The organism is Sphingobacterium tabacisoli (genome assembly GCF_017908035.1).
GTDB lineage: Bacteria > Bacteroidota > Bacteroidia > Sphingobacteriales > Sphingobacteriaceae > Sphingobacterium > Sphingobacterium tabacisoli.
This window is the reverse complement of record NZ_JAEQMU010000001.1, coordinates 2408665-2430842: the sequence shown is the minus strand read 5'-3', so window position 1 is coordinate 2430842 and position 22178 is coordinate 2408665. Positions and strand designations below refer to the sequence as shown.

Here is a 22178-nt window from a genome sequence, read left to right as displayed (position 1 = left end):
ATCGTCCCGATTTTTATTTCTTCTCCTGATAAAGGGCTGTTTTGTTTAAGTTTAGCGTCCAGCAGTTTGCTTCCTGAACAAGGGTAAATCTGCCGTTGGTGTAAGTCGTTGCGTTGCGCTGATTTAAGAGGATACTGTTCTGTTCTTCAGGAATGAAAACCTCAGCTTCATTTTTAGCGCTATCCACTAATATATACGCCGATGTCTGATAGGCGGTTGATGTGTTTAGCGCATGTAATGCGATGCCTTCTTCAAATGGGCGAACACATTCACTCCGCAGTTGAGACCAGGTATAACCAGCCGCAACGAGACAGCCATGCCTATCCTTATCCCCTCCCACAGAGGTTAAGGTATCGGTACTTGGTGTAGACGAAGATACTTTTGAAGACTGACAGCTACTCGAGAAGAGGGCAAATAGCAATAATAATAGCATAGGTGTTTTCATAGTAGATTGTTTTTAAGTGTCAATGATTTGGTGCTTAATGGTAAGCGGTGTACTATTTTCTAACTTCTAATCTATCTTGTAGAGCAATTAATGTTCCTAATTTGATTAAAGTATATTCGGAAGCTTATTTTTTCTTAAGGAATAGGTCTGCTGCGGACTAGTCTTCGGTGGATTTTAGGGGGATAGCCCGCCTTTTCATAATTGCTGTGGTTTGTTGTATTTTAAATTAAAAATCTCTAAGTTTATTCTTTTTCAAATGAAATCGATTGTTTTTTGCTAAATTGACAAGGAGTTGTGGCGAGATACTAACCGAACTCCATTGGGTATAGTTAATTCAAGCCAGGGAATTCTCGTAAATAAGGTAACAAAAAGTTAATCTAAAAAAATACGTTAAATAGTCGTTACGATGAAAAAGCCTGTATTGGTTATTAAATTTGGGTCAGCATCCATCACAACAGAAGGAGAGATAGATGAGCGGATTGTATTGGAAATAGCACGGCAGTGTGCTGTGTTACAGGCAACATATAATATTGTATTGGTGTCTTCTGGTGCAGTTGCTGCGGGTAGGCAATTTATTCCGCGGTATACAGGTACATTGGAACAGCGTAAAGCCGCGGCTGCGATAGGCAACCCTTTACTCATGCGGACGTATTCTACCTATTTCAAACCGTTTCGGATAGCATTGGCGCAGAGTCTCTGTGAACGCCATCATTTTTCAAATAGAAGCCAGTTTTTGCAGCTTAAAAGCACCTACGAAACATTATGGAAGAATAATATAATTCCTGTTGCCAATGAGAATGATGTGGTGAGTAACATGGAGCTGAAGTTTTCGGATAATGACGAACTGGCGACCTTGATTGCCGTTGGGTTTGGAGCGGAACAGCTTTTGTTTAGCACATCTGTGCCTGGTGTGCTAGACGATAAAGGAAATGTGATTCCGCTGATCGAGGTAGTGGATAAGGATGCTTTGGCTTTGGCGCGAAAGGAGAAATCAGCAGTAGGGCTTGGAGGGATGACTTCAAAGCTTAATTTTGCTCGATTGGCAACTCAGATGGGAATCAAGGCGGTGATCTTTAGTATGCAGACTCCGGACGGTATCTTGAAAGCAATAGTTGGGGAGACTGGTACTGTTTGCTTGGCCCAAAAGAAAAAAGTGTCCTCTAGGCATAAATGGCTGGCTAGCGGTAGTCTGATAGCGGGGATGGTGAAGCTAGATCAAGGTGCACTGAAAGCGATTCAACAGCGGAAAAGCCTATTGGCGGTAGGGGTAACAGAAGTGGTGGGGGAATTTGAAGTCGGTGAGGTTTTTCAGATTGCAGACAAAGACGGTGTTGTGCAGGCTGTGGCTAAGGCAAAAGTTGACTCCATGGCCTTAATGAAATCGGATACAAAGAAGAATATAGCACTGGCACATGCCGATGATATTGTCCTCTTATAATTAGGGAAGAAGAGTAAGAAAGAAAATAGATGCTGGCTAAGGCTTAATAAATAGAAAGAAAATGAATAGTATACAACAACAGTTGCTGAATAGCCGTGCCGCGAAGCAGGCCGTAAGTGGTTTGCAACTGAAAGATAAGCAACAAATATTGAAGCGTATTGCCACGCTATTACGAACGAATAGTCATGATATTCTGACGCAGAATCAGTTGGATTTAGAACGGATGGACGTTGCTGATCCAAAGTACGATCGCCTAAAACTGACCGTAGATCGGATTGAGAATTTAGCGCAAAGTGTGGAAGATGTTAGTCAATTGGAAGACCCTACGGACAAATTATTGAGTGCAAAACAGCTTGATAATGGGCTTTTGATCGAAAAGAGAACAGTAGCATTGGGGGTTGTTGGTGTAATCTATGAATCAAGACCTAATGTGACTATTGATGTTGCTGCGCTGTGTATACAATCCGGAAACGTATGTCTTTTGCGGGGTGGTAGTGATGCTTGGTATACAAATAGTTATCTGGTTGGAATCCTTCAAAGCGCGTTGGTCGAATATGGAACAGATCCTCATATCGTACAGCTGTTGCCTACAGACCGAAATTTGATTGGTGCACTTTTGGAAGCTGTGGGATATGTTGATATCATTATTCCTCGCGGGTCGCAGGGCTTGATCGATTTTGTCCGTCAACATGCCAAGGTTCCTGTGATAGAGACCGGGGCAGGAGTCTGCCATACCTATATCGAGGCCAGTGCAGATTTGGAGAAAGCAGCTCGTATCGTTGCCAATGCAAAGATTTCACGACCTTCTGTGTGTAATGCGTTAGATACGATTCTAGTGGATGAAAATGTTGATAGGTCGTTTATACAACAACTTATTCCTCATTTTGTAGCGGCGGAGGTCGAAGTTTTCGCGACGGATAAACTGTATGGTATTTTTCAAGAAGCGGGATACCCTTATGTGCAGCGTGCTGAGGAAGATGATTTTGGCCGTGAGTTTTTAGATTTAAAGTGTTCGATAAAAGAGGTGAGTGGTTTAGACGAGGCACTTTCCCATATTGCATATTATTCTTCCAAACATTCGGAGTGTATTGTGTCGCAGGATTCAGCTAAAATTACGAAATTTATGCGCTCGGTAGATGCAGCGGCAGTTTATTCTAATGCTTCAACCCGTTTTACGGATGGGGGAGAGTTCGGATTAGGGGCAGAAATCGGTATTTCTACGCAGAAGCTGCACGCGCGTGGGCCTTTCGCGCTGGAAAAATTAGTAACAGAGAAGTGGTTTGTCACAGGAGACGGACAGGTAAGATAAATAATTATGGGAATTCGATACGAAAAAGACACGATACTAAATTGGATAAATGAGATGGGCAAGTTTCTCCGCCTTTTGGTCGGGAAGTGGGAAGGCCTTCAGGAAACGGCGGAAGCTGTCAATATTGATACCGGTTATCTGGATTTTTTCAACGAAGAGCGTGCTTTTTTCCTAAATCTTAGTGATGCAGAGGTTATTGATTATAGCAAAAGCCTAGAACAGGAGCAGATTCGGCCCCTGGCACAGCTTCTGATGTATGATGGATTGATCAATCAGGATAATGGTTTGCTTCTGAAAGCAAAAGCCCTGTTTGAACATCATATGCAACAAACAGGAAGCTTTTCTTTTGAAGATTACGGCTTTCTCCAGCAGATTGATAAAAACGTACGATAGACTGATTTGCTTATCGCAGTACCTCGCGCGCGATAACCAACCGCTGTATCTCTGAGGTGCCCTCGTAGATTTGCGTGATTTTTGCATCCCGCATCAATCGTTCGACATGATATTCTTTTACGTAACCGTAGCCTCCGTGTATTTGGATGGCTTCTACAGTATGCTTCATTGCGACTTCTGAAGCATGTAGCTTGGCCATAGCGGCTTCTTTACCATAAGGAAGACCCTGGTCTTTGGTCCAAGCTGCTTTATAGGTTAATAACCGTGCTGCTTCGATTTCCACTTCCATATCCGCGAGTTTGAACTGTATAGCCTGATGAGCTGAAATCGGTTGGCCAAAAGTTTTACGCTCCTTGGCATACGCTAGGGCTAGATCGTAGGCTCCTGCAGCTATCCCTAATGCCTGTGCCGCTATACCAATACGGCCACCATCAAGTGTTTTCATGGCGAACTTAAACCCAAATCCATCGTCACCGATGCGATTGGACTTTGGTACGACGACATCTGTAAATAATAAGGAGTGTGTGTCCGAACTGCGTATTCCCAGTTTATTTTCTTTTGGTCCGATCGTGAACCCCGCCATTCCTTTTTCGACTATTAGCACATTGATTCCTTTATGTCCTAATTCGGGATGCGTTTGCGCAACAACTAAATAGATGTCGGCATTCCCTCCGTTGGTAATCCAGTTTTTTGTGCCGTTCAGTAGATAGTGATCTCCTTGGTCAGTTGCGGTAGTGTGCTGAGAAGAAGCATCAGACCCAGCTTCAGGTTCGGATAGGGCAAAAGCTCCAAGTTTTTCGCCCTTGGCAAGCGGAACCAGGTACTGTTGCTTTTGTTCTTCCGTCCCATAGGTTTCTAGTCCCCATAACACGAGCGAATTATGGGCAGACATGATTACAGCCGTAGAAGCATCGATTTTTGCAATTTCTTCTAGCGCAAGGACGTAAGCTTGGGCATCCATACCCGCGCCGCCATATTTCTCTGCGGTCATGATTCCCATAAAACCGAGATCTCCCATTTTCTTTATGAACTCGGTAGGGAATTCTGCTTTCTCATCACGTTGTATAACTTCTTTTTTCAGCTCCTGGGCAAACTCTTTTGCCGCATCACGGATCATTTTATGTTCTTCTGATAGCTCGAAATTCATGGTGTATCGTCTATTTGGTTCTATCAAATATACTTATTTTTATTATGCATGCATAATAAAAACATAAAATTTATAGCTAATTATTTGGTGATTATGTAAAAGACTACTATATTAGTAGAATATATAGATTATTAAAATTTACAAATATGGGTTTAAGACTAGGAGATGACGCGCCAAATTTCAAAGCGCAGACAACGATAGGTGATATCGATTTCTATGATTACATAAAAGATAGTTGGGCTGTGTTGTATTCACATCCATCCGACTTTACACCGGTATGTACAACCGAACTCGGGCGTACTGCTCAGTTAAAGTCAGAGTTTGAAAAACGTAATGTTAAGGTACTGGCATTGAGTGTGGATGGTGTTGAGGATCATCTGAAGTGGGTGCAAGATATTAACGAGACACAGAATACAACGGTGGATTTTCCAATTATTGCGGACGAAGACCGTCATGTCGCTGAACTGTACGATATGATTCACCCTAATGCTTCAGCAACGTTTACCGTTCGCTCGGTATTTGTTATTGGGCCAGACAAGAAGGTTAAATTAACGCTTACTTACCCAGCTTCTACAGGACGTAATTTCTATGAGATCTTACGTGTTATAGACTCTCTTCAGCTTACAGCTGAATATTCTGTCGCAACGCCTGCAGACTGGAAAGACGGTGAAGATGTAATTGTAGTTCCTGCAATCAAAACGGAGGATATCCCTGCTAAGTTTCCAAAAGGGTTTACGGAAATCAAACCTTATTTACGCGTTACACCTCAACCGAATAAATAAGCAAGAGATTTTCTCTTATAAATAAGGAGCGCCTTTTCTAGTTGTAGAAAAGGCGCTCCTTATTTTATGGGGACACTATGATAGGTTCGGGTTGATTGGAAATGACTAATATCCCGGATTTTGTGTTAGGCTATTTCCTAATCCAATCTCGGCAGCAGGGATAGGGTAGAGGAAGTGTTTTTCGTCTTTAAGACTACTGTATTTTGTCAGAGCAAGTTTTGTCCGGCAGTAGTCAAACCAAGTTTCCCCTTCAAATAGCAATTCTCGTTCCTTTTCTTCCTGTACAGCTTTAATAAAGACTTCAAGACTACTGTAGTCATTTATTGGCGTAGTGTAGCCAGCTCTTTCCTGAACCTTTTTGAGCGCCTCATAGGCGGTCTGACTGACTCCATTCTCTACTCTTGCTTTTGCCTCGGCGTGTATAAGATAAACTTCTGCAAGACGTATCGCTGTTACATTTTGACTGGCAGGTGAGAAGTTGGGAAATTTACCCATGAAATAGTTGTTCTTACTTCCCTTTTTGACTGTAAAGGCCTTGCGTTTATCTCCTTCTCGGTATAGATTCAATAATGTAGAATCCTTTGCCAGGAAAAGAACCGTGGCATTGTCATTAGATACAGCTGCCAAAGGGTTGGTTGCCTGATCATCAAATTGTATTTCGAAAATAGCTTCACTACTATTTTGGGTAGTCCAAATGCTGGAATACTCTGTTACCAGATTGTATTTCCCAGAAGATAGAACTTCTTCCGACAGGCTGGCCGCATTTTTATAATCATTGGTGAATGCCGCTTGGTAGAGATATACTTTGGCTAGCAAGGCTTTTGCTGCCCAATGTGAAGCGCGTCCACGGCTAGCGTCTCCAGTGTAAGTGTTTTCGGTAGGAAGTAGACTGATTGCTTCATTCAAATCATTGATGATTTGCGTATATACTTCTTCTTTCTCGGCCTGCTTCGTATTCAACTCACTATTCTCTCGGGTATAGGTTACTTTTAGTGGGATGCGTCCAAAAGCCCGTATCAGAAAGAAATAATTAAATGCACGGATGAATTTTGCCTCTCCGATAAAGATGTTCTTCTTTTGGTCCGTAATCATTGCAGGAGTCATCTTTGGCACTTCTTCTATGATTTGATTAGCGGCATTTATGGTGGTGTACAATGCTTTCCACATATTGGCAGTCCAGGGATTGATGGTCTGTACTTGATGGTTAGCAAAATTCTCATACTCTGGATATTCTGCAGCATGTCTAACGTGACGGGCCGAAAACTCAGGTACGATAATGGTAGACTGTCCGTAAGAAAAAGAGTTCATCATGCTGCGGTACATTCCCATCAGCGCTGAATTGGCATTGGTCTCCGAATTGAAGTATTCATCCTGACCGATCTGCCCAAGTGGATCGCGATCCAAGAACTTGTTGCAGGATGTCACGGTAAAAGCAAATGAAGCGAGGAGTAGCAAGTATATAATATTCTGTCTCATAATAATATCTAAAATGTTAAGTTGAAGCCTGTGGTGAAGATGCGTGGTTGCGGATAGCTACCATAGTCGTAACCATAGATTAAGCCTGTATTTGCCCCTCCATGACTAGAGCTCACCTCGGGGTCATATCCTCTATACTTGGTAAATACATAGGCATTTTGCACGGTAGCATACCAACGTAGTTTTTTCACTTTCAACTTGTCCGATAATGCGGTCGGCACAGTGTAACCCAAGGTTATGTTGCGTATACGGAAGAAAGAGCCATCTTCTACAAAGCGAGAAGATACGGCACCGTTATTTAGGTCTCCTGGAGCAGGACGTGGCACATCTGTTATATCTCCTGGTTGTTTCCATCGGTCTACCATGTCCACAAACTGATTGGAGCTCGGGTTGAACCCTTCAAGCCCCGAAGCCAGATTATAATTGAAAATATCATTGCCATAGGTGAATTGTCCCAAGATGCTTAGATCGAAGTTTTTATAAGCGAAATTGTTGGATATACCTCCAAAGAAGTCCGGATTAGGATCTCCAATCATAACATGGTCTGCATAGTCTTTAGGGAGTACCATAGAGCCATCAGCACCTAGGTAGTCAATCATACCTGTCTGTGAATTAACGCCCATTGCCTTCCAGCCATAGAATACGCCCAGAGGCTGGCCAGGTCTTGCTCGGTTGAGGTCGCCCACACCGCCACGCATCTCATTTAACCCGTTGGGCAATGCCAGTACCTTGTTTCGGTTGAAGGTCATATTGAGTGAGGTAGACCATTTAAAGTCACCAATGAGGTTTTTGGTCGTTAGCTCAAATTCAAAACCTTTATTCTCGATATCTCCAGAGTTGGTGAATCGAGTGCTATAGCCGGAACTGCTCAAAATAGGTAGACCAATCAATAGATCTGAAGTCTTTTTGTGATAGTAGTCAGCCAATAAGGAGATCCGGTCATTTAGGAAACCGGCATCTATACCAATATTCCACTGTTGTGTGGTCTCCCATTTTAGCCCGCGGTCTCCCAAGACATTGGGTAAGAAACCCGGGGTACCCATATAGTTGTTGCCTCCGGTATACATCGAGCGGCTAGCGTAGTTGCCGATGTTTTGGTTGCCTGTTATCCCCCAGCTTGCGCGTAGTTTTAAATCGCTGATAAAGTTGACATCCTGCATAAAATTCTCCTGTTTAATGCGCCATGCACCAGCGAGAGAAGGAAATACTGCCCAACGATTGTCTCTTCCGAAACGGGAAGAGCCATCGGACCGTACATTTGCGTTTAAGATATATTTATCATTGTAAATGTAAGTTGCGCGCGCAAACCCCGAAGCTATGGCCCACTCCTCAGGATAGGAGTTTGCACCATTAATGACACCTCCAGCGGTGATGTAAGGAATGTCGTTGGTCGGGAAATTAGATCGTTGTGCATGTACGAAATCGATACGGGACTCCTGGAAAGAAAAACCTCCGAGAACATTTAGGCTATGGGCCCCGAAAGTCTTATCGTATGTCAGTGTTGTTTCATTGATCCAGAGCTGGTTCCTGGTGTTACGACGTGCACCTATTCCTCCTTGGCTTACGTACGAACGTAGCCCATTAGGAGGCATAAAGAAGGTCTCATCAATAAAACTGATATCGGTACCAAAGCTTGTTTTTAGCAATAACTCGGGCATGATATTATATTCGGCACTGGCGTTGGCCAGAATCCGGAATGTTTGGGCTTCATTGGTCGGTAATTCAAGCATAGCAACAGGGTTTTCCCGTGTCACGCGCACTTGGTCATAGACATAATTGCCACGCTCGTCAAATACAGTTAGATTTGGGGGAGAGAATATCCCGCTTTTGGTAGCTCCCTCTTTGGAGTTTTCTTCCTGTACCCGTTGGTTGACGGCTCGGGTCAGGTTGATTGCGGTAGAAAATCTTAGTTTGTCGCTATGGGCATGATCTAGATTGATACGGCCACTTAATCTATTGAAATCGGAACCTAATAATACACCACCTTGTCTCATATAGCCCAGTGAAGTATAGTATCTTGTTTTGTCATTACCTCCATTGGCAGAAAGTTCGTAATTCCGCATGGGGGCAGTTCTGAATACGGCATCCTGCCAATTGGTATTTACTCCAGGGTTTGCAAATATCTGATCGGGAGCTTTGTTGGTATCGATACCTAGTTCTAATCTGATTTTGTAATAATCACGCATGTAGTCCTGGTACTGCTCCGTATTCATCATATCGTAATAGCGCTCGCGGGGTACTTGGGAGAAGCCTTCATACATGTTGAAGTTGAATTGACTATGTCCTGCTGTACCTTTTTTGGTGGTAATTAGGACGACACCATTGGCCGCTCGGGAACCATAGATAGAAGATGAGGCTGCATCTTTTAAGATTTCGATGGACTGTACGTCGGAGGGATTGATCGATGCGAGTACATTGATCCCCTGCGTGCCTCCTCCAAAATCGAACGTGGATCCACCAGTGAAATTGGTCGTACTGTTGACTGGGATTCCGTCTACAACATACAGCGGGTCAGAACTCGCATTGATTGAGGTGGTACCCCGCACACGTATACTTATCCCACCGCCTGGTGAACCTGACTTTTGAGTGACTTGTACACCGCCCGCTTTTCCTTGTATGGCCTGTGTAATGCTAGGGAGAACTTCGTCTTCAATGTCTTTAGCTCCTATGCTGGACACAGCAGTAGGTAGCGTTGCACGTTTCATTGTGCCATAGCCGACGGAAACGACTTTTACGGATTCAATGGTATTGGTCTCTGTAGCCAGTAGCACTTGTACGTCGTTTCTTTTGCCTATGGCTTGACTGAACGGTTTGTATCCTACCGAACTAAACCGAAGGGTGTTTTTTGCATTGGCCGCTATTTTGAACCGCCCATTTTCATCGGTTAGTACCGTCGTGTTCGTACCCTCTACCGAAACAGAAGCACCCGCTATGGGACCTTCAGGGCCGCTTACAAGGCCAGTTACGGTATTTTTAGGGGGAGCAGTCGTATTATCCATTTTAGCGGTGTCTGTCGTCGCTACGGGCGTAGGGATGCTCTTAGTCGAGTCCACTGATGTTTTGATACTATCGGTAGTGGTATCCTGCTCTTCGACGGTCAGTACGGCATCGATATGGCGTTGATTGTTGATGTGCAGTTCGGAGCGGACAAAGCCTGATTTTAATAGGACCAGGATACCGTTTGGACTCGCCGCTATTTTGAATGCGCCTTCAGTATTAGAAACAACGGTATTTGTTGTGCCTTTTTCTGAGATAACAACTCCTTCCAGAGCGTTTCCTTTAGAATCTTTTACCTGACCGGATACAGAAAGAGAATCTGTGTTTAGGGGCGAAGGAGGTTTAGGTTGCTTAGCAACTGCTGTATTGACGTGTGGTGTTGCTTGTGTTGTCGTGTAAAGAATAATTAATGTACATGTAAAAAATAATACGCGATAAATATGGAGCATCATAAATAAAAAAATTATATAAGGATTCTGATAGAAATATAAAACTTCGAGCAACTAATGAGGAACGATGTGGATTGTAGTACCTTTTGATAATCATGTGATTAATTATATCATTCTTGTTACATGATTGTGTCATGTACAACAATAAACGTTGATAAACTGTATTTGTTGTTTAGCAATGCGTCTTTTTTTCAAAAAGGGAAGTTCAGGGAGGTACGCTGTAGACTGTGCCTGGGGGCAATCTGCCTGCGTAGGGGAAGAAAAAAAGCAGATATCCTGTTGTGGATATCTGCTTTATCGATTATTTGATTTATTGAAACAAAATTGACTAAAAGACCTTCACGATATAGATGTAGTCTTGCAGTTTCTTTATCTGCTCCGTTCTTGGGAGCGTAGACAGTGTGTTTTTATTGTTAAGGAAAATATTTCCTTTCAGAGAGTCAGCTGGTATTTTATTTAGTGTCTCGACTAGCTCTTTAGTCTTAATAGCAAATGCTGCACCATCGATTCCCTTTTGCTTGCCAGAGATGATTCCAATGATATTACCTTGATTGTCCAATACTGGGCCACCACTATTACCTGGGTTTACCGGGATCGAAATCTGATAAGCTATCGTATCACCAGCATAACCTGTATTAGAACTCAAATAACCTTGACCATAGACGGCCTCATCCCTCGGGAATCCTAAGGTGAAAATATCTTCCCCAAGTTCTGAACTTTGTTTTTTGAACGTATAGGGGATATTTTTTAAATTTTTAAAACTCGTATCGTCAATGTGTAAGATAGCTATGTCTTTTTGAGCATCGGTATACACAATTTGGGCCCTGTATGCTTGTCCTTTCACGTTTTGAAGGTGTATAGAGTCAGCACCATTAATAACATGATAATTGGTGACTACATATCCATCACGAGTCAACATAAAGCCCGTCGCACCAAAATGAATGGCCGCATTGTTTTTGTTCTTATCGTTGTTGATGTTTTGTATCGCTTTATTTTGCTCGGTTACATTCTTCTTCACCGAATTCATTTCCCTGCGTAATGCGCTATAGTCTGTATTGGCTTTTTTAATGTTCGTGAAATACCCTGTGATCCATAGCGTAGAAAAAACAGATACGAGAGCTACAGCAGCAGCGACGCCCGCATTGATCTGTAGTTTGCTCCATAGTGAAGCCACCTTAGTTGTTGCAGTATTCTTACGCTCAGACTGAAATGCATTACCTTCAGCAATCAGCGATTGTTGGAATGCATTACGGAGTTCCGTCTTTTGCAGGTTTTGTACAAAAGAACGGTGCTGTTCGAATAATTCAGCATAGGTAGGCTCTGTTTTACAGAAGTTCTCGAAGGCCACAGCATCTTCTGTTGAAAGTTCGCCTCGTAAATACTGATCGGCCCAATTTATAAAATCATGTCTCTGCATACCACTCATTTTTCAAGAGATGAATTAAAAAATATCTTTTTGAGTCGCTGTAGGCATTTGTACTTTTGTGTCTTTGCATTGTCCGTATTGGTATAGCCAAATTTGTCACGTATATCCTGCATAGACATGTTGGCGATATAAAAATCTTTTAACAGTGTCTGGCAAGGTTCTCCTAATTGTGACAGGGCAATATTCATATGGTCAAATCTTTGCTCTATTTCGTCGTGTCGCTCCAAGTCATCTTCTACTCGTAAGAGATCCTCAAAGTCCGAAATATCAGCAGTGCTAGCCACGCTCCCTTTTCGCGTCAGTTGTTTTAGCCACAGTCTTCTTGATACTGCGTACAAAAACGTCCCGAGTTTACTACTTAACTCAAATTTTTGTTGAGTAATCTTGTCATACAAAACCATCACCGCTTCTTGAAAGATATCTTTCGCTTCGTCTTCAGAACCATTATTGTTGACAATCATACGTGATATCGAAGGAAAGTAGGATTTGTAGATCCTATTGATAGCTTTACTATCGCCTTTTGATACCCCATCGACAATCTCCTGGTCCGAAATCTCTGTGGGAAGTATTTGTTTTATCTTACTCACTTATTAATACCTTAAAATCCAAATAGTAACCCTTGTAATCATGAAATTAATGAAGAAAAGCAGTTTCATAGCTTCTTTACCGTGTTTAACCTCAGGTAGGGGTGTTTTCTGACCTTGAATATACGCACTTTTATAAAAATACTTAATCAAACGTAATAGTATTTTTGATGAAATACTAATGTTGCTTCTAAAAAAATGCTATAAACTTGCTAACGAATAACTTGTTTTTTATGGGGCACTGATGTATTAAAATAGTGAGGTTGACCTAAGTGGGAAAGTGAAAAAGTAGGATGTGCAAAAAAGCCGTAAACAATAAAGGCATCCTTTGTGGATACCTTTATTGTTTCTTAGCGGTCTGGACGGGACTCGAACCCGCGACCCCATGCGTGACAGGCATGTATTCTAACCAGCTGAACTACCAGACCTAAGAATTTGATTGTTGTAAAAGATATTTAGCGGTCTGGACGGGACTCGAACCCGCGACCCCATGCGTGACAGGCATGTATTCTAACCAGCTGAACTACCAGACCTAAAATCTTTACTTTTACTATTTTTAAAGAACGATGAAAAGACTCTTCTTTTCTTTGTTTTTTTTGCGGTCTGGACGGGACTCGAACCCGCGACCCCATGCGTGACAGGCATGTATTCTAACCAGCTGAACTACCAGACCTCAACCCTTCTTGTGAGAAGGTGTGCAAATATAGCGCTTATTTATATAAATCCTAATTTTTTTTGAAAAAAACTTAGTCTGTAGCGCCCTCCTTCATCTTTTCAGCGTTTTCAGCAAACTGTAACGCGTCTATAATAGGCTGTATATCACCGTCTAGAATTGTCGATAAATTATATGTTGTCAAGTTAATTCTATGTTCCGTAAATCTTCCTTGAGGGTAGTTATAAGTACGGATTTTTGCAGAACGGTCACCCGAAGAAACTAAAGTTTTTCTTTTTGCAGCGATATCACCGTTCTTTTTGTTCAATTCTATCTCGTAAAGTTTGGTACGAAGCATCTCCATTGCCAATTCACGGTTGGCTAATTGAGAGCGCTCCACCTGACAGACGACAACAATTCCTGTAGGTTTATGTGTTAATTGTACTTTTGTCTCTACTTTATTTACGTTCTGTCCTCCAGCACCACCGGATCTTGATGTGTGCATTTCAATATCACCTGGGTTCAATTCTACGTCGACCTCTTCAGCTTCCGGGAGTACAGCGACAGAGGCTGCCGAAGTGTGCACACGACCTTGAGTTTCGGTATCAGGGACACGTTGTACCCGATGTACACCAGATTCGTATTTCAACTGACCATATACATCATCGCCAATTACTTTTAGAATTACCTCTTTATAACCACCAGAAGTACCCTCGGTAACATCCATTACCTCATTGCGCCAGCCTTTGGTCTCGAAATAACGGGTATACATACGGTAGAGGTCACCTGCAAATAATGCAGCCTCGTCTCCTCCAGTACCACCACGTATCTCGATAATCGCGTTTTTAGAGTCTTCAGGGTCCTTAGGGATAAGCATCAGACGAATCTCTTCCTCTTTCTCCTCTCTCTGTACCAACAAGATGTCTTGCTCTTCTTTGGCCATTTCCCTTAATTCCTGATCCTTCTCATTGACCAATATATCTTTATTGGTATCTATATTGCTGATTATATTTTTGTAAATATGATATTGCTCTACAATTTTTGATAGGTCTTTGTATTCCTTGTTCAATTTTGCAAAACGTTTCATGTCATTGATGGTTTCGGGCTTGCTTAGTTCAGCTTCCACTTCTTGCCACCGTTCTTTAATCGCTTGTAGTTTTTCTAACATAGTTCCGTTTGATAAGTATTAATCCCCAAAGTCAAAATAAGGGCAGCTAATAGCCCTTATGTATCCATTTTATAGGATACACCTTCGCGGATTTTGCTCTAAAAAGGTATTATTCCCTTTTAGAGAGTGCAAAAATACTGAAAAATATGGTTTAAAAAGAAGGAATTGTTAATGACTTGATACAACCTTTAGACCTATTATTGAAGCAATTAAGGTGAATATGAAGAATATCCTCCAAAATTCTGCGGGCTCCTTAAAGAAAATTATACCCATCAGTACTGTTCCTACGGCTCCTATGCCTGTCCAAACAGCGTAGGCGGTGCCTAGAGGTAATGTCTGGGTGGCTTTGATCAGTAATCCCATGCTAAGAAATAGACAGACTACAAAACCTCCATACCACAAAAGAGAAGAGGTGCCGGCGGCTTCTTTTGCTTTACCTAGACAAGTGGTGAATCCGACCTCGAACAACCCACCTAATATTAAAAATATCCAGTTCATTTTTTTGTGCAAAGGTGCGTGTTTATCGACTTATTTTTTTTAACATTTGTTAAAAAAGGAATGTTTTTTATCATTTTATCTCAGCACGGATGCGGGAAAGTGTTACCTGTGTGACGCCTAGATAGGAAGCAATATAGCCCAGTTTGATGCGTTGTAGGACATTGGCCTCTTTCGTCAATAGATCACCGTAACGTTCTGTAGCTGTTTTGAATAGTGTTTGCATCAGACGCTGTTCTATTTTTAGGGTTTCCAGTTCCGCGAGTTTACGGCCCCAATTTGAGATAGGCAAAGAGCTGTTGTAAAGATCCTGTAGTTTTGAAACGGGAATACGGTATAGAACACAGTTTTCTAGCGTGTCTACGATTTCATAACCAGGAGTATTGTGAACATAGCTTTTAAGTGATAGGATGGAGTCGCCAGGGAAACAAAAGTCAAGGACAGCTTCCTTTTGCTCTTTCGGGTAGTAAATGCGGCAGATGCCCTCGGTTAAGAAATAGATATATTTAGAAGTTCTGTCCTTATCTATTAGTATACTGTTCTTTTCTACTTCAATCCGCTCTGTTATGAACAGCAACTTCTCTAACTCCGCATTAGGGAGTATCGCTATTTGTTGAATAGCATCTATGAGTTCCATCGTTGTAGATTAAGCGTTTGTCCATCCCATACCGCATAGGTGTAATAGTTTATCCATTCTCCAAGGTTAATAATCTTGGAATCCTTTCTAAGCTCGATTTCATAAGGAAAATGACGGTGGCCAAATATAAAATAGTCGTAGTGCTGGGTATGGAGTATATCATTGGCATATTGGATAAGCCACTCCTTATCTTCTCCCAAAAATTTTTCGTCGCTATTGTTGGAGATACGGCTATGTTTAGACCATCGTTGCGCTATTCCGATACCTAGATTGGGGTGCAAACGGGCGAAAAGCCATTGGCAGAACGAACTTCGGAATACTTTTTTTAATACTTTATACTTTTTGTCACCAGGGCCTAATCCATCACCATGGTGGATGTAACATGATTTTCCGTTGAGGTTTAGAATTAGCTCATTGTCGATAATAGTTGCTCCAATTTCTTTTTTTAAATAACCAAACATCCACATATCATGGTTACCTTTGAATAAGGTTATTTTTATACCCAAGTCGGCCAGTTCGGCGAGTTTCCCTAAAAATCGGATATAACCTTTAGGAACTACCGTACTGTATTCAAACCAAAAGTCGAAAATATCACCCACCAGATAGAGCTCAGAAGCATCCTGTTTGATATGGTCCAGCCACTTCACGATTTCTCGTTCCCGGATTTCGGATTGCTCCTTAGGATAAGACCCTAAATGGAAGTCGGAAGCAAAATATATCTTTTTAGCAATTTGCATGTTGGTGTAAAACTACCAAAATGTGCTGATTTTACAAATAGAGGATTCTTTGTCGCTATCCTATTATTTATAGGTTATCCTATTCATAGGTCAGATGCGTAGAAGTTATTGATTGGCTCATGAAAGTTTTAAAGGAAGAATTATTTCCTTAGTTTTGTTAGAAAGAATAATCAATTATGAAGAAAAATATTGGTTTTATAATGCTGTCAATGGCATTGGTAGCATGTCAACAAAATAAACAAATTGACTCGGTGAAAGATATTACATTACAGCCTTATCCTAAGACAGAGAAAGTAGATCAAAAGGATGATTTTTTTGGAGTTTCTGTAGAGGACCCTTATAGATGGTTGGAGGATGATATGTCCGATAAGACTAAAGCCTGGGTTGCGGCAGAAAATGAAGTGACACAGAGCTATCTGAAGCAGATTCCCTTTCGAAATGCAATTGCTCAGCGACTAGAGAAGTTATGGAATTATGAGAAATATTCCGCTCCGTTTGTTGAGGGAGATTATACTTATTTTTATAAAAATGACGGTTTACAGAATCAGGCTGTGCTCTATCGCAAAAAAGGGGATCAGGGAGCTGAAGAGGTATTTTTGGATCCTAATAAGTTTTCAGCAGATGGTACTACGTCATTAGCTGGAATTAATTTCAGCAAGGATGGTTCATTGGTTGCGTACCAGATTTCGGAGGGAGGCTCCGATTGGCGTAAAGTAATTGTGCTGCGTACAGCAGACAAGACCGTATTAGGCGATACGTTGATTGATATCAAATTCAGTGAGCTGGCCTGGCGTGGGAATGAAGGGTTTTATTACAGCTCCTACGATAAACCAAAATCAGGATCGGCACTGTCGGCGATGACAGATCAGCATAAGTTATATTTCCATACCTTAAATACCGCACAGTCTACAGATGAGCTAATCTTTGGTGGAGAAAAGCTGCCTCGAAGATATATCGGCGCAGGACTAACCGAAGATCAGCGTTTCTTGGTGGTTACAGCGGCGAATACCACATCCGGAAATGAGTTGTATGTGCGGGATTTGACAAATCCCACAGCAGGCTTCATAACAATTGTCGATAACTTTGATAAAAACCACGCTATTTTAGATAATGATGGCGATCGGTTCCTTATCTATACCGAGCTGGGCGCACCTAATGGTAAGATTGTAGAGACTGTACTCGCCAATCCGAAACCTTCGGAGTGGAAGGATCTGATTGCAGAAACTGAAAATGTGTTAAGTCCTTCCATAGGAGGAGGGAAGATATTTGCATCTTATCTAAAAGATGCAACTTCTTTGGTGCAGCAGTACGACCGTGAGGGAAAACTAGAACGAGAAATTACGTTGCCTGGTGTGGGGACAGCAAGTGGATTTGGGGCAAAGAAAGAAGATAAGTCTCTCTATTATACTTTTACTTCTTATGTTAATCCTGGGACAATCTATAGCTACGATATTGCTTCAGGTAAGTCCGATGTGTATAAGAAAGCTGCTATTCAATTCGACCCGACGCAGTACGAATCTAAACAGGTCTTCTACACGTCAAAAGACGGCACAAAAGTGCCTATGATTATTACTCATAAAAAAGGGGTAAAGCTGGATGGCACGAACCCTACCATGTTGTATGGATATGGCGGTTTCAACATCAGTTTAACGCCTTCGTTTAGTACTGCTAATATTATTCTTTTGGAGCAAGGTGGTGTATATGCTGTTGCAAACCTGAGAGGCGGCGGCGAATATGGTGAGAACTGGCACGTCGCAGGGACTAAGATGAATAAGCAGAATGTTTTCGATGATTTCATCGCCGCGGGAGAATATCTGATTAAAGAGAAGTACACTTCGTCCGAGCGATTGGCGATTGCTGGAGGTTCCAATGGAGGCTTGCTGGTAGGTGCCTGTATGACGCAAAGACCAGAATTGTTTAAAGTTGCTTTCCCTGCGGTTGGGGTATTGGATATGTTGCGCTACCATAAGTTTACTGCAGGTGCAGGTTGGGCATTTGATTATGGAACTGCAGATGATAGTAAGGAAATGTTTGAGTATTTGTATAAATATTCTCCTTACCATGCTTTGAAACCTAATACATCCTACCCCGCAACGATGGTTATGACTGCAGATCACGATGATCGTGTGGTGCCAGCGCACTCTTTTAAGTTTGCCGCGCGCTTGCAGGAATATAACGTAGGGAACAATCCCATGTTAATTCGTATAGATACCAATGCTGGACATGGTGCAGGAAAGTCTACAGCTATGCAGATTGCAGAGCATGCTGATAAATGGGCTTTTATGTTCCAGAATATGGGAATGAGTTATAACGAAATCAAGTAAAACAAATGGTTCAAAACCTTATAGAGCACATCAATAGTATTACCCCATTGACAGAAGAAGAAGAGGGAATTGTTGCCGAGCTGGTTCGGGAGAAGACGTTGGCCCGTAAGCAATTTTTGCATAGGGCAAGAGAAGTAGCTCAGTATTCTGCTTTTGTGGTTGAAGGTTGTCTACGGTCTTACGCGGTAGATCGGAACGGCTTCGAGCATATTTTGCAGTTTGCCCCAGCCAACTGGTGGATTTCGGATATGTACTCTTTCGTTAAAAACAAACCCAGTGAGTTGAATATTGACGCACTGTTAGAAACGAAAGTGCTATTGTTGAGCCGGTCCTGTCAGGTAAGTATTTTTGACCGTATTCCAAAGCTGGAACGTTACTTTAGAATATTGACAGAAAATGCACTGGCGGCAAGTAATCACCGTACTATAAACTATCTCAGCCTTCCTGCAAAAGTAAGGTATGAAAAGTTCTGTACGATGTATCCTACGCTGATAAATACGATTCCACAAAAATCAGTGGCATCCTATATTGGTATTACACCAGAGTTTCTAAGTAAACTTCGGGCCGAGTTCTAAGTTAAAAATGGGCTATCATACGATATGATAGCCCATTTTTTTTTAATCTAGATTAAGAATTGAACACACCATTAGGGTGTATCTTTGTTTTATACAATAAAAGGAGGAAAAAATGGCACACACAATTTTGTACAGATCCGATAGTAGGGGACATGCAGATCATGGTTGGTTAAAAAGCGCACATACATTTAGTTTTGCAGGCTACCATGACCCTGAACGGATGCACTTTGGAGCGCTACGTGTCTTTAATGATGATTACGTGACCGGTGGTAATGGGTTTGGTAGGCATCCGCATGATAATATGGAGATTATCTCTATCCCATTAAAAGGAACCTTGGCACATCAGGATAGTATGGGTAATAGTGGTACGATTGAACCTGGAGAAATCCAAGTGATGAGCGCAGGGACTGGGATACAGCATAGTGAGTTTAATGCTAATGAGACAGAAGCCGTCCAATTTTTGCAGATATGGTTGTTCCCCAATAAGCAGAATGTTGAGCCCCGTTATGATCAGATTCGTTTAGATCCTGCAGATTGGAGAAATAAACTTCAGCAGATTGTCTCGCCCAACAAGGACGATGAAGGAACCTGGATCCATCAGGATGCTTGGTTTCATAGAACAGACCTCGATGAAGGTAAGACTATAGAGTATGTGTTGAAAGGAGAAGGCAATGGTGTATTCGTGTTTGTTCTGGAAGGTGAGGTGCAGGTAGATGAAACAACATTGTACCGCAGAGACGCAGCCGGGATTACCGATACGGACCGTATTAGTCTAAAGGCTGCAAAAGAGAGCTCTTTATTGCTAATAGAAGTTCCTATGTTCTAGAAAACGGAAATCGTTTAATATATCTGAAAGGAGGCTGTGTGATAGTAGCCTCTTTTTTTATACCGTTTTTATAGCGGGGGCTACAAACTATTTTTATAATTTTATCGATCTTCACAAACAATGTTTTTGTGGGCGCGTTTTGTGTTATAGTGAGACTTAAAGTCTCGGTCCTGTGGAAATTTATAAATAGAAACAATTGTATTGTCAGAATGGTGAAGAGTTAAGGATAAATAGGGTATGCTAATAAAAACGAATGTATTGTCGGTATTATTAATATTGCTGTATGTCAGCTTTACACAGTTGGCTATGGGACAATCTGCCACAGATTCATTGGTACAGCAACCAGCCGATTCGGTCCTGTTTTCCAGGCCGATGTGGAAACCTATACGACTCGACAAGTCAGATTCAGAACAACAGGTTCTGAATCCTCAACGACCTAAACATTTTTGGCGGGCTGGTACCGAATGGTTTCTTGCTCAGGCTTTTCCGGCGACTTTCAATCGGTTTATAACCAAGGATCCGTATTCCTATATCACTTTCAAAAACTTTATTAATCACCAGCGTTTGAGCGCTTGGGATTGGGATGACAATCAGTTTACCACGAACCAGATCGATCATCCATATCATGGACAGATTTATTTCAACGCCTTCAGAAGTAACGGCTATAATTTCTATCAGTCCAGTTTAGCTACATTTGTGGGCTCGTATATTTGGGAAACAGCAGGTGAAACACAACATCCTGCAATCAATGATCTTGTTAATACTACTTTTGGCGGTATAATTCTTGGTGAGATGACACACCGGGTGTCCCGTAATATCTTGGCTAGAAGTAGGAATGGGCATAATGTAGTCGGCAATGAGATTGTTGCCCTGATTGTAAATCCGGTCAATAGCTTGAATCGATTGCTGGATGGAAAGTGGGGGAAACGTGTAGATAACTATTACTTAGCAGATTCTTCCGTTATCAGTGCCGAAATAGATGCGGGATTTAGACGATTCGATGCCAAAGAAGGAGACTTTTTATCTAAAGGTAAAGACTCTTTTTACACTCGGCTGAGGTTTAAATACAGTAATGGAGACCATAATTACAAAAGGCCGTTTGACCAGTTTTCTGTCAATCTAGAAGCGGGAAGCGGGGATAGTACTTTTATAAATGCCGTCAATGTTCATGCACTTTTGTACGGTGCGAGATTCTTTAAATCACAGAAGGGAGAGCATTACGGTACATTGAATGCACATTATGATTTTTATAATAATGATGCCTTCTTCTATGGTGCCCAAAGTTTAAATTACAATTGGTTGTCGGAGTTTTCTTATAAAAAAGAAAATAAGCTTAATCTAAGCTTAGGGGTAGGTGCGGTACTTCTGGCGGCAGTTCCCGATCCGTATCTGTTGTATGGCGCTAGTCGCAATTACAACTATGGATCAGGGGCGTCTTACCGATTTAAGGGAGACCTTAGTTTGTTGAATAGACTATTGTTTACAGCAGATTATAACGGAGGTGTTTTCTATACCATCAGTGGCACCCCATCCTATTACATTTTACATGCCGCTACGGTAGAAGGTAGCCTACGTGTTTTTAAAAGATGGTCTATCAACCTGCGGTCCGGATACTTTGCCCTACAGGGAGAGTTTAGAGATGAAAAATATCCCGATTTTTATCGGGAATTTCCATTTGGATCGGTGTCTATTGGGTACAATATACAGTTTTAAGCTTTATACTGCATATGTTCCATTTTCTTTCCGAAGATAGATAGTTCTTTCTTTACAACGAATCCCAATTTTTCATAGAGACGTTTAGCATCAGGATTATCAAAATCTACTAATAGTCCAACTACTTCTTTATTTTTATGTACATACTCCTCAATCACGTGGTTAAGGAGTAGCTTTCCGATACCTTTTCCTTGTGCTGTGGCACTCACAGCGATCGTGTCTACGTATATTTCTCCAGCTTGTGTTTCGTTGGCGACCTCATAGTCTATCGCGTATTGCGTTTTGATATAGTCTAGAACAGGTTGACGTAGTTGTTCTAGTTGCGCTCCAGGGTACAAACATATCTGTCCTAAGATACCGTCCTGATTCTCGACCACGAATATACATTCATAAGAATATTGGTTTTTCTCTTGTTCTATCAGTGTCTTAAGGAACTTCTTACCTTCTTCAAAGTCTTCCTTGCCTATAAACTGATACACTATTTCCGTCATCGCTAATATCATTAGCTCCGCGATTTGAATAGCGTCTTCTTTTTTTGCTTTACGGATTTGCATTTTTTTTGTTTTGATCCTAAGATTGGGCCGATGCCAGTAGATTGGCCCCTT

The 22178-nt window shown here is 41.8% G+C and carries 19 protein-coding genes and 3 tRNA genes; 8 read left to right on the top strand and 14 right to left on the bottom strand.

Features of this window, described 5'->3' with window-relative positions; genetic code table 11:
* Window positions 1–13: 13 nt before the first annotated feature.
* Window positions 14–445 (bottom strand): hypothetical protein, encoded by a 432-nt coding sequence (locus tag JKG64_RS10280; RefSeq protein WP_210354174.1) that lies wholly within the window; start codon window positions 443–445, stop codon window positions 14–16.
* Between the two features lie 406 nt (window positions 446–851).
* Here JKG64_RS10280 and proB point away from each other — a divergent pair, with 406 nt between their 5' ends.
* The 3 genes from proB (at window position 852) to JKG64_RS10265 (ending at window position 3585) form a co-directional block, all read left to right on the top strand.
* Entirely contained in the window at window positions 852–1883 is a 1032-nt protein-coding gene (gene proB, locus JKG64_RS10275) for a glutamate 5-kinase (protein ID WP_210354173.1), read from the top strand.
* A gap of 61 nt (window positions 1884–1944) precedes the next feature.
* Window positions 1945–3192 carry a glutamate-5-semialdehyde dehydrogenase gene (locus JKG64_RS10270; RefSeq protein ID WP_210354172.1) on the top strand — a complete coding sequence of 416 codons (1248 nt, stop codon included), beginning with the start codon at window positions 1945–1947 and terminating at the stop codon, window positions 3190–3192.
* Between the two features lie 6 nt (window positions 3193–3198).
* Window positions 3199–3585, top strand: coding sequence for a hypothetical protein (locus tag JKG64_RS10265; RefSeq protein ID WP_210354171.1), 387 nt, complete (start codon window positions 3199–3201; stop codon window positions 3583–3585).
* A 10-nt stretch (window positions 3586–3595) separates the two neighbouring features.
* Here JKG64_RS10265 and JKG64_RS10260 read toward each other — a convergent pair whose 3' ends face one another.
* On the bottom strand, window positions 3596–4732 hold the full coding sequence (locus tag JKG64_RS10260) for an acyl-CoA dehydrogenase (protein ID WP_210354170.1): 1137 nt from the start codon (window positions 4730–4732) through the stop codon (window positions 3596–3598).
* A gap of 146 nt (window positions 4733–4878) precedes the next feature.
* On the opposite strand from JKG64_RS10260, the gene JKG64_RS10255 reads away from it, so the two are divergent.
* Window positions 4879–5514, top strand: coding sequence for a peroxiredoxin (locus tag JKG64_RS10255; protein WP_210354169.1), 636 nt, complete (start codon window positions 4879–4881; stop codon window positions 5512–5514).
* A 105-nt stretch (window positions 5515–5619) separates the two neighbouring features.
* Here the strand turns inward: JKG64_RS10255 and JKG64_RS10250 are convergent, their stop codons facing one another.
* From JKG64_RS10250 to JKG64_RS10200, 11 genes are all read right to left on the bottom strand, one after another.
* The gene (locus JKG64_RS10250; protein WP_210354168.1) at window positions 5620–6990 is read right to left on the bottom strand and encodes a RagB/SusD family nutrient uptake outer membrane protein; all 1371 of its coding nucleotides are present in this window, start codon (window positions 6988–6990) and stop codon (window positions 5620–5622) included.
* Window positions 6991–6998: 8 nt separating this feature from the next.
* The gene (locus JKG64_RS10245; protein WP_210354167.1) at window positions 6999–10439 is read right to left on the bottom strand and encodes a SusC/RagA family TonB-linked outer membrane protein; all 3441 of its coding nucleotides are present in this window, start codon (window positions 10437–10439) and stop codon (window positions 6999–7001) included.
* Window positions 10440–10764: 325 nt separating this feature from the next.
* Window positions 10765–11853 (bottom strand): S1C family serine protease, encoded by a 1089-nt coding sequence (locus tag JKG64_RS10240; RefSeq protein ID WP_246512526.1) that lies wholly within the window; start codon window positions 11851–11853, stop codon window positions 10765–10767.
* 5 nt (window positions 11854–11858) lie between these two features.
* On the bottom strand, window positions 11859–12449 hold the full coding sequence (locus JKG64_RS10235) for an RNA polymerase sigma factor (RefSeq protein ID WP_210354165.1): 591 nt from the start codon (window positions 12447–12449) through the stop codon (window positions 11859–11861).
* Window positions 12450–12800: 351 nt separating this feature from the next.
* Window positions 12801–12874, bottom strand: a tRNA-Asp gene (locus tag JKG64_RS10230).
* A 31-nt stretch (window positions 12875–12905) separates the two neighbouring features.
* A tRNA-Asp gene (locus JKG64_RS10225) sits at window positions 12906–12979 on the bottom strand.
* 66 nt (window positions 12980–13045) lie between these two features.
* Window positions 13046–13119, bottom strand: a tRNA-Asp gene (locus tag JKG64_RS10220).
* A gap of 73 nt (window positions 13120–13192) precedes the next feature.
* Window positions 13193–14266, bottom strand: coding sequence for a peptide chain release factor 1 (gene prfA / locus JKG64_RS10215; protein ID WP_133584631.1), 1074 nt, complete (start codon window positions 14264–14266; stop codon window positions 13193–13195).
* Window positions 14267–14434: 168 nt separating this feature from the next.
* Window positions 14435–14764, bottom strand: a complete 330-nt coding sequence (locus JKG64_RS10210) for a DMT family transporter (protein ID WP_164112637.1) — start codon at window positions 14762–14764, stop codon at window positions 14435–14437.
* Window positions 14765–14834: 70 nt separating this feature from the next.
* Entirely contained in the window at window positions 14835–15398 is a 564-nt protein-coding gene (locus JKG64_RS10205; protein WP_210354164.1) for a Crp/Fnr family transcriptional regulator, read from the bottom strand.
* Window positions 15386–16135: a UDP-2,3-diacylglucosamine diphosphatase gene (locus JKG64_RS10200; protein WP_210354163.1), complete on the bottom strand. Its 750-nt coding sequence runs from the start codon at window positions 16133–16135 to the stop codon at window positions 15386–15388. Before JKG64_RS10200 ends, JKG64_RS10205 begins: the two co-directional genes overlap by 13 nt.
* A 176-nt stretch (window positions 16136–16311) precedes the next feature.
* Here JKG64_RS10200 and JKG64_RS10195 point away from each other — a divergent pair, with 176 nt between their 5' ends.
* The 4 genes from JKG64_RS10195 (at window position 16312) to JKG64_RS10180 (ending at window position 21573) form a co-directional block, all read left to right on the top strand.
* Entirely contained in the window at window positions 16312–18459 is a 2148-nt protein-coding gene (locus JKG64_RS10195; protein ID WP_210354162.1) for a prolyl oligopeptidase family serine peptidase, read from the top strand.
* Window positions 18460–18464: 5 nt separating this feature from the next.
* Window positions 18465–19034 (top strand): Crp/Fnr family transcriptional regulator, encoded by a 570-nt coding sequence (locus JKG64_RS10190; RefSeq protein WP_210354161.1) that lies wholly within the window; start codon window positions 18465–18467, stop codon window positions 19032–19034.
* A 112-nt stretch (window positions 19035–19146) separates the two neighbouring features.
* Window positions 19147–19860, top strand: coding sequence for a pirin family protein (locus tag JKG64_RS10185; protein ID WP_210354160.1), 714 nt, complete (start codon window positions 19147–19149; stop codon window positions 19858–19860).
* 237 nt (window positions 19861–20097) lie between these two features.
* On the top strand, window positions 20098–21573 hold the full coding sequence (locus tag JKG64_RS10180) for a DUF3943 domain-containing protein (RefSeq protein WP_210354159.1): 1476 nt from the start codon (window positions 20098–20100) through the stop codon (window positions 21571–21573).
* Here the strand turns inward: JKG64_RS10180 and JKG64_RS10175 are convergent.
* Entirely contained in the window at window positions 21570–22127 is a 558-nt protein-coding gene (locus JKG64_RS10175; protein WP_210354158.1) for a GNAT family N-acetyltransferase, read from the bottom strand. The two genes, JKG64_RS10180 and JKG64_RS10175, sit on opposite strands and share 4 nt — an antisense overlap.
* Window positions 22128–22178: the final 51 nt, after the last annotated feature.

What these genes read in the sequence shown, in the direction of transcription:
- JKG64_RS10280 (WP_210354174.1), bottom strand. Translation starts at nt 445, where the DNA reads ATGAAAACACCTATGCTATTATTATTGCTATTTGCCCTCTTCTCGAGT.
- proB (WP_210354173.1), top strand. Translation starts at nt 852, where the DNA reads ATGAAAAAGCCTGTATTGGTTATTAAATTTGGGTCAGCATCCATCACA.
- JKG64_RS10270 (WP_210354172.1), top strand. Translation starts at nt 1,945, where the DNA reads ATGAATAGTATACAACAACAGTTGCTGAATAGCCGTGCCGCGAAGCAG.
- JKG64_RS10265 (WP_210354171.1), top strand. Translation starts at nt 3,199, where the DNA reads ATGGGAATTCGATACGAAAAAGACACGATACTAAATTGGATAAATGAG.
- JKG64_RS10260 (WP_210354170.1), bottom strand. Translation starts at nt 4,732, where the DNA reads ATGAATTTCGAGCTATCAGAAGAACATAAAATGATCCGTGATGCGGCA.
- JKG64_RS10255 (WP_210354169.1), top strand. Translation starts at nt 4,879, where the DNA reads ATGGGTTTAAGACTAGGAGATGACGCGCCAAATTTCAAAGCGCAGACA.
- JKG64_RS10250 (WP_210354168.1), bottom strand. Translation starts at nt 6,990, where the DNA reads ATGAGACAGAATATTATATACTTGCTACTCCTCGCTTCATTTGCTTTT.
- JKG64_RS10245 (WP_210354167.1), bottom strand. Translation starts at nt 10,439, where the DNA reads ATGATGCTCCATATTTATCGCGTATTATTTTTTACATGTACATTAATT.
- JKG64_RS10240 (WP_246512526.1), bottom strand. Translation starts at nt 11,853, where the DNA reads ATGCAGAGACATGATTTTATAAATTGGGCCGATCAGTATTTACGAGGC.
- prfA (WP_133584631.1), bottom strand. Translation starts at nt 14,266, where the DNA reads ATGTTAGAAAAACTACAAGCGATTAAAGAACGGTGGCAAGAAGTGGAA.
- JKG64_RS10210 (WP_164112637.1), bottom strand. Translation starts at nt 14,764, where the DNA reads ATGAACTGGATATTTTTAATATTAGGTGGGTTGTTCGAGGTCGGATTC.
- JKG64_RS10205 (WP_210354164.1), bottom strand. Translation starts at nt 15,398, where the DNA reads ATGGAACTCATAGATGCTATTCAACAAATAGCGATACTCCCTAATGCG.
- JKG64_RS10200 (WP_210354163.1), bottom strand. Translation starts at nt 16,135, where the DNA reads ATGCAAATTGCTAAAAAGATATATTTTGCTTCCGACTTCCATTTAGGG.
- JKG64_RS10195 (WP_210354162.1), top strand. Translation starts at nt 16,312, where the DNA reads ATGAAGAAAAATATTGGTTTTATAATGCTGTCAATGGCATTGGTAGCA.
- JKG64_RS10190 (WP_210354161.1), top strand. Translation starts at nt 18,465, where the DNA reads ATGGTTCAAAACCTTATAGAGCACATCAATAGTATTACCCCATTGACA.
- JKG64_RS10185 (WP_210354160.1), top strand. Translation starts at nt 19,147, where the DNA reads ATGGCACACACAATTTTGTACAGATCCGATAGTAGGGGACATGCAGAT.
- JKG64_RS10180 (WP_210354159.1), top strand. Translation starts at nt 20,098, where the DNA reads ATGCTAATAAAAACGAATGTATTGTCGGTATTATTAATATTGCTGTAT.
- JKG64_RS10175 (WP_210354158.1), bottom strand. Translation starts at nt 22,127, where the DNA reads ATGCAAATCCGTAAAGCAAAAAAAGAAGACGCTATTCAAATCGCGGAG.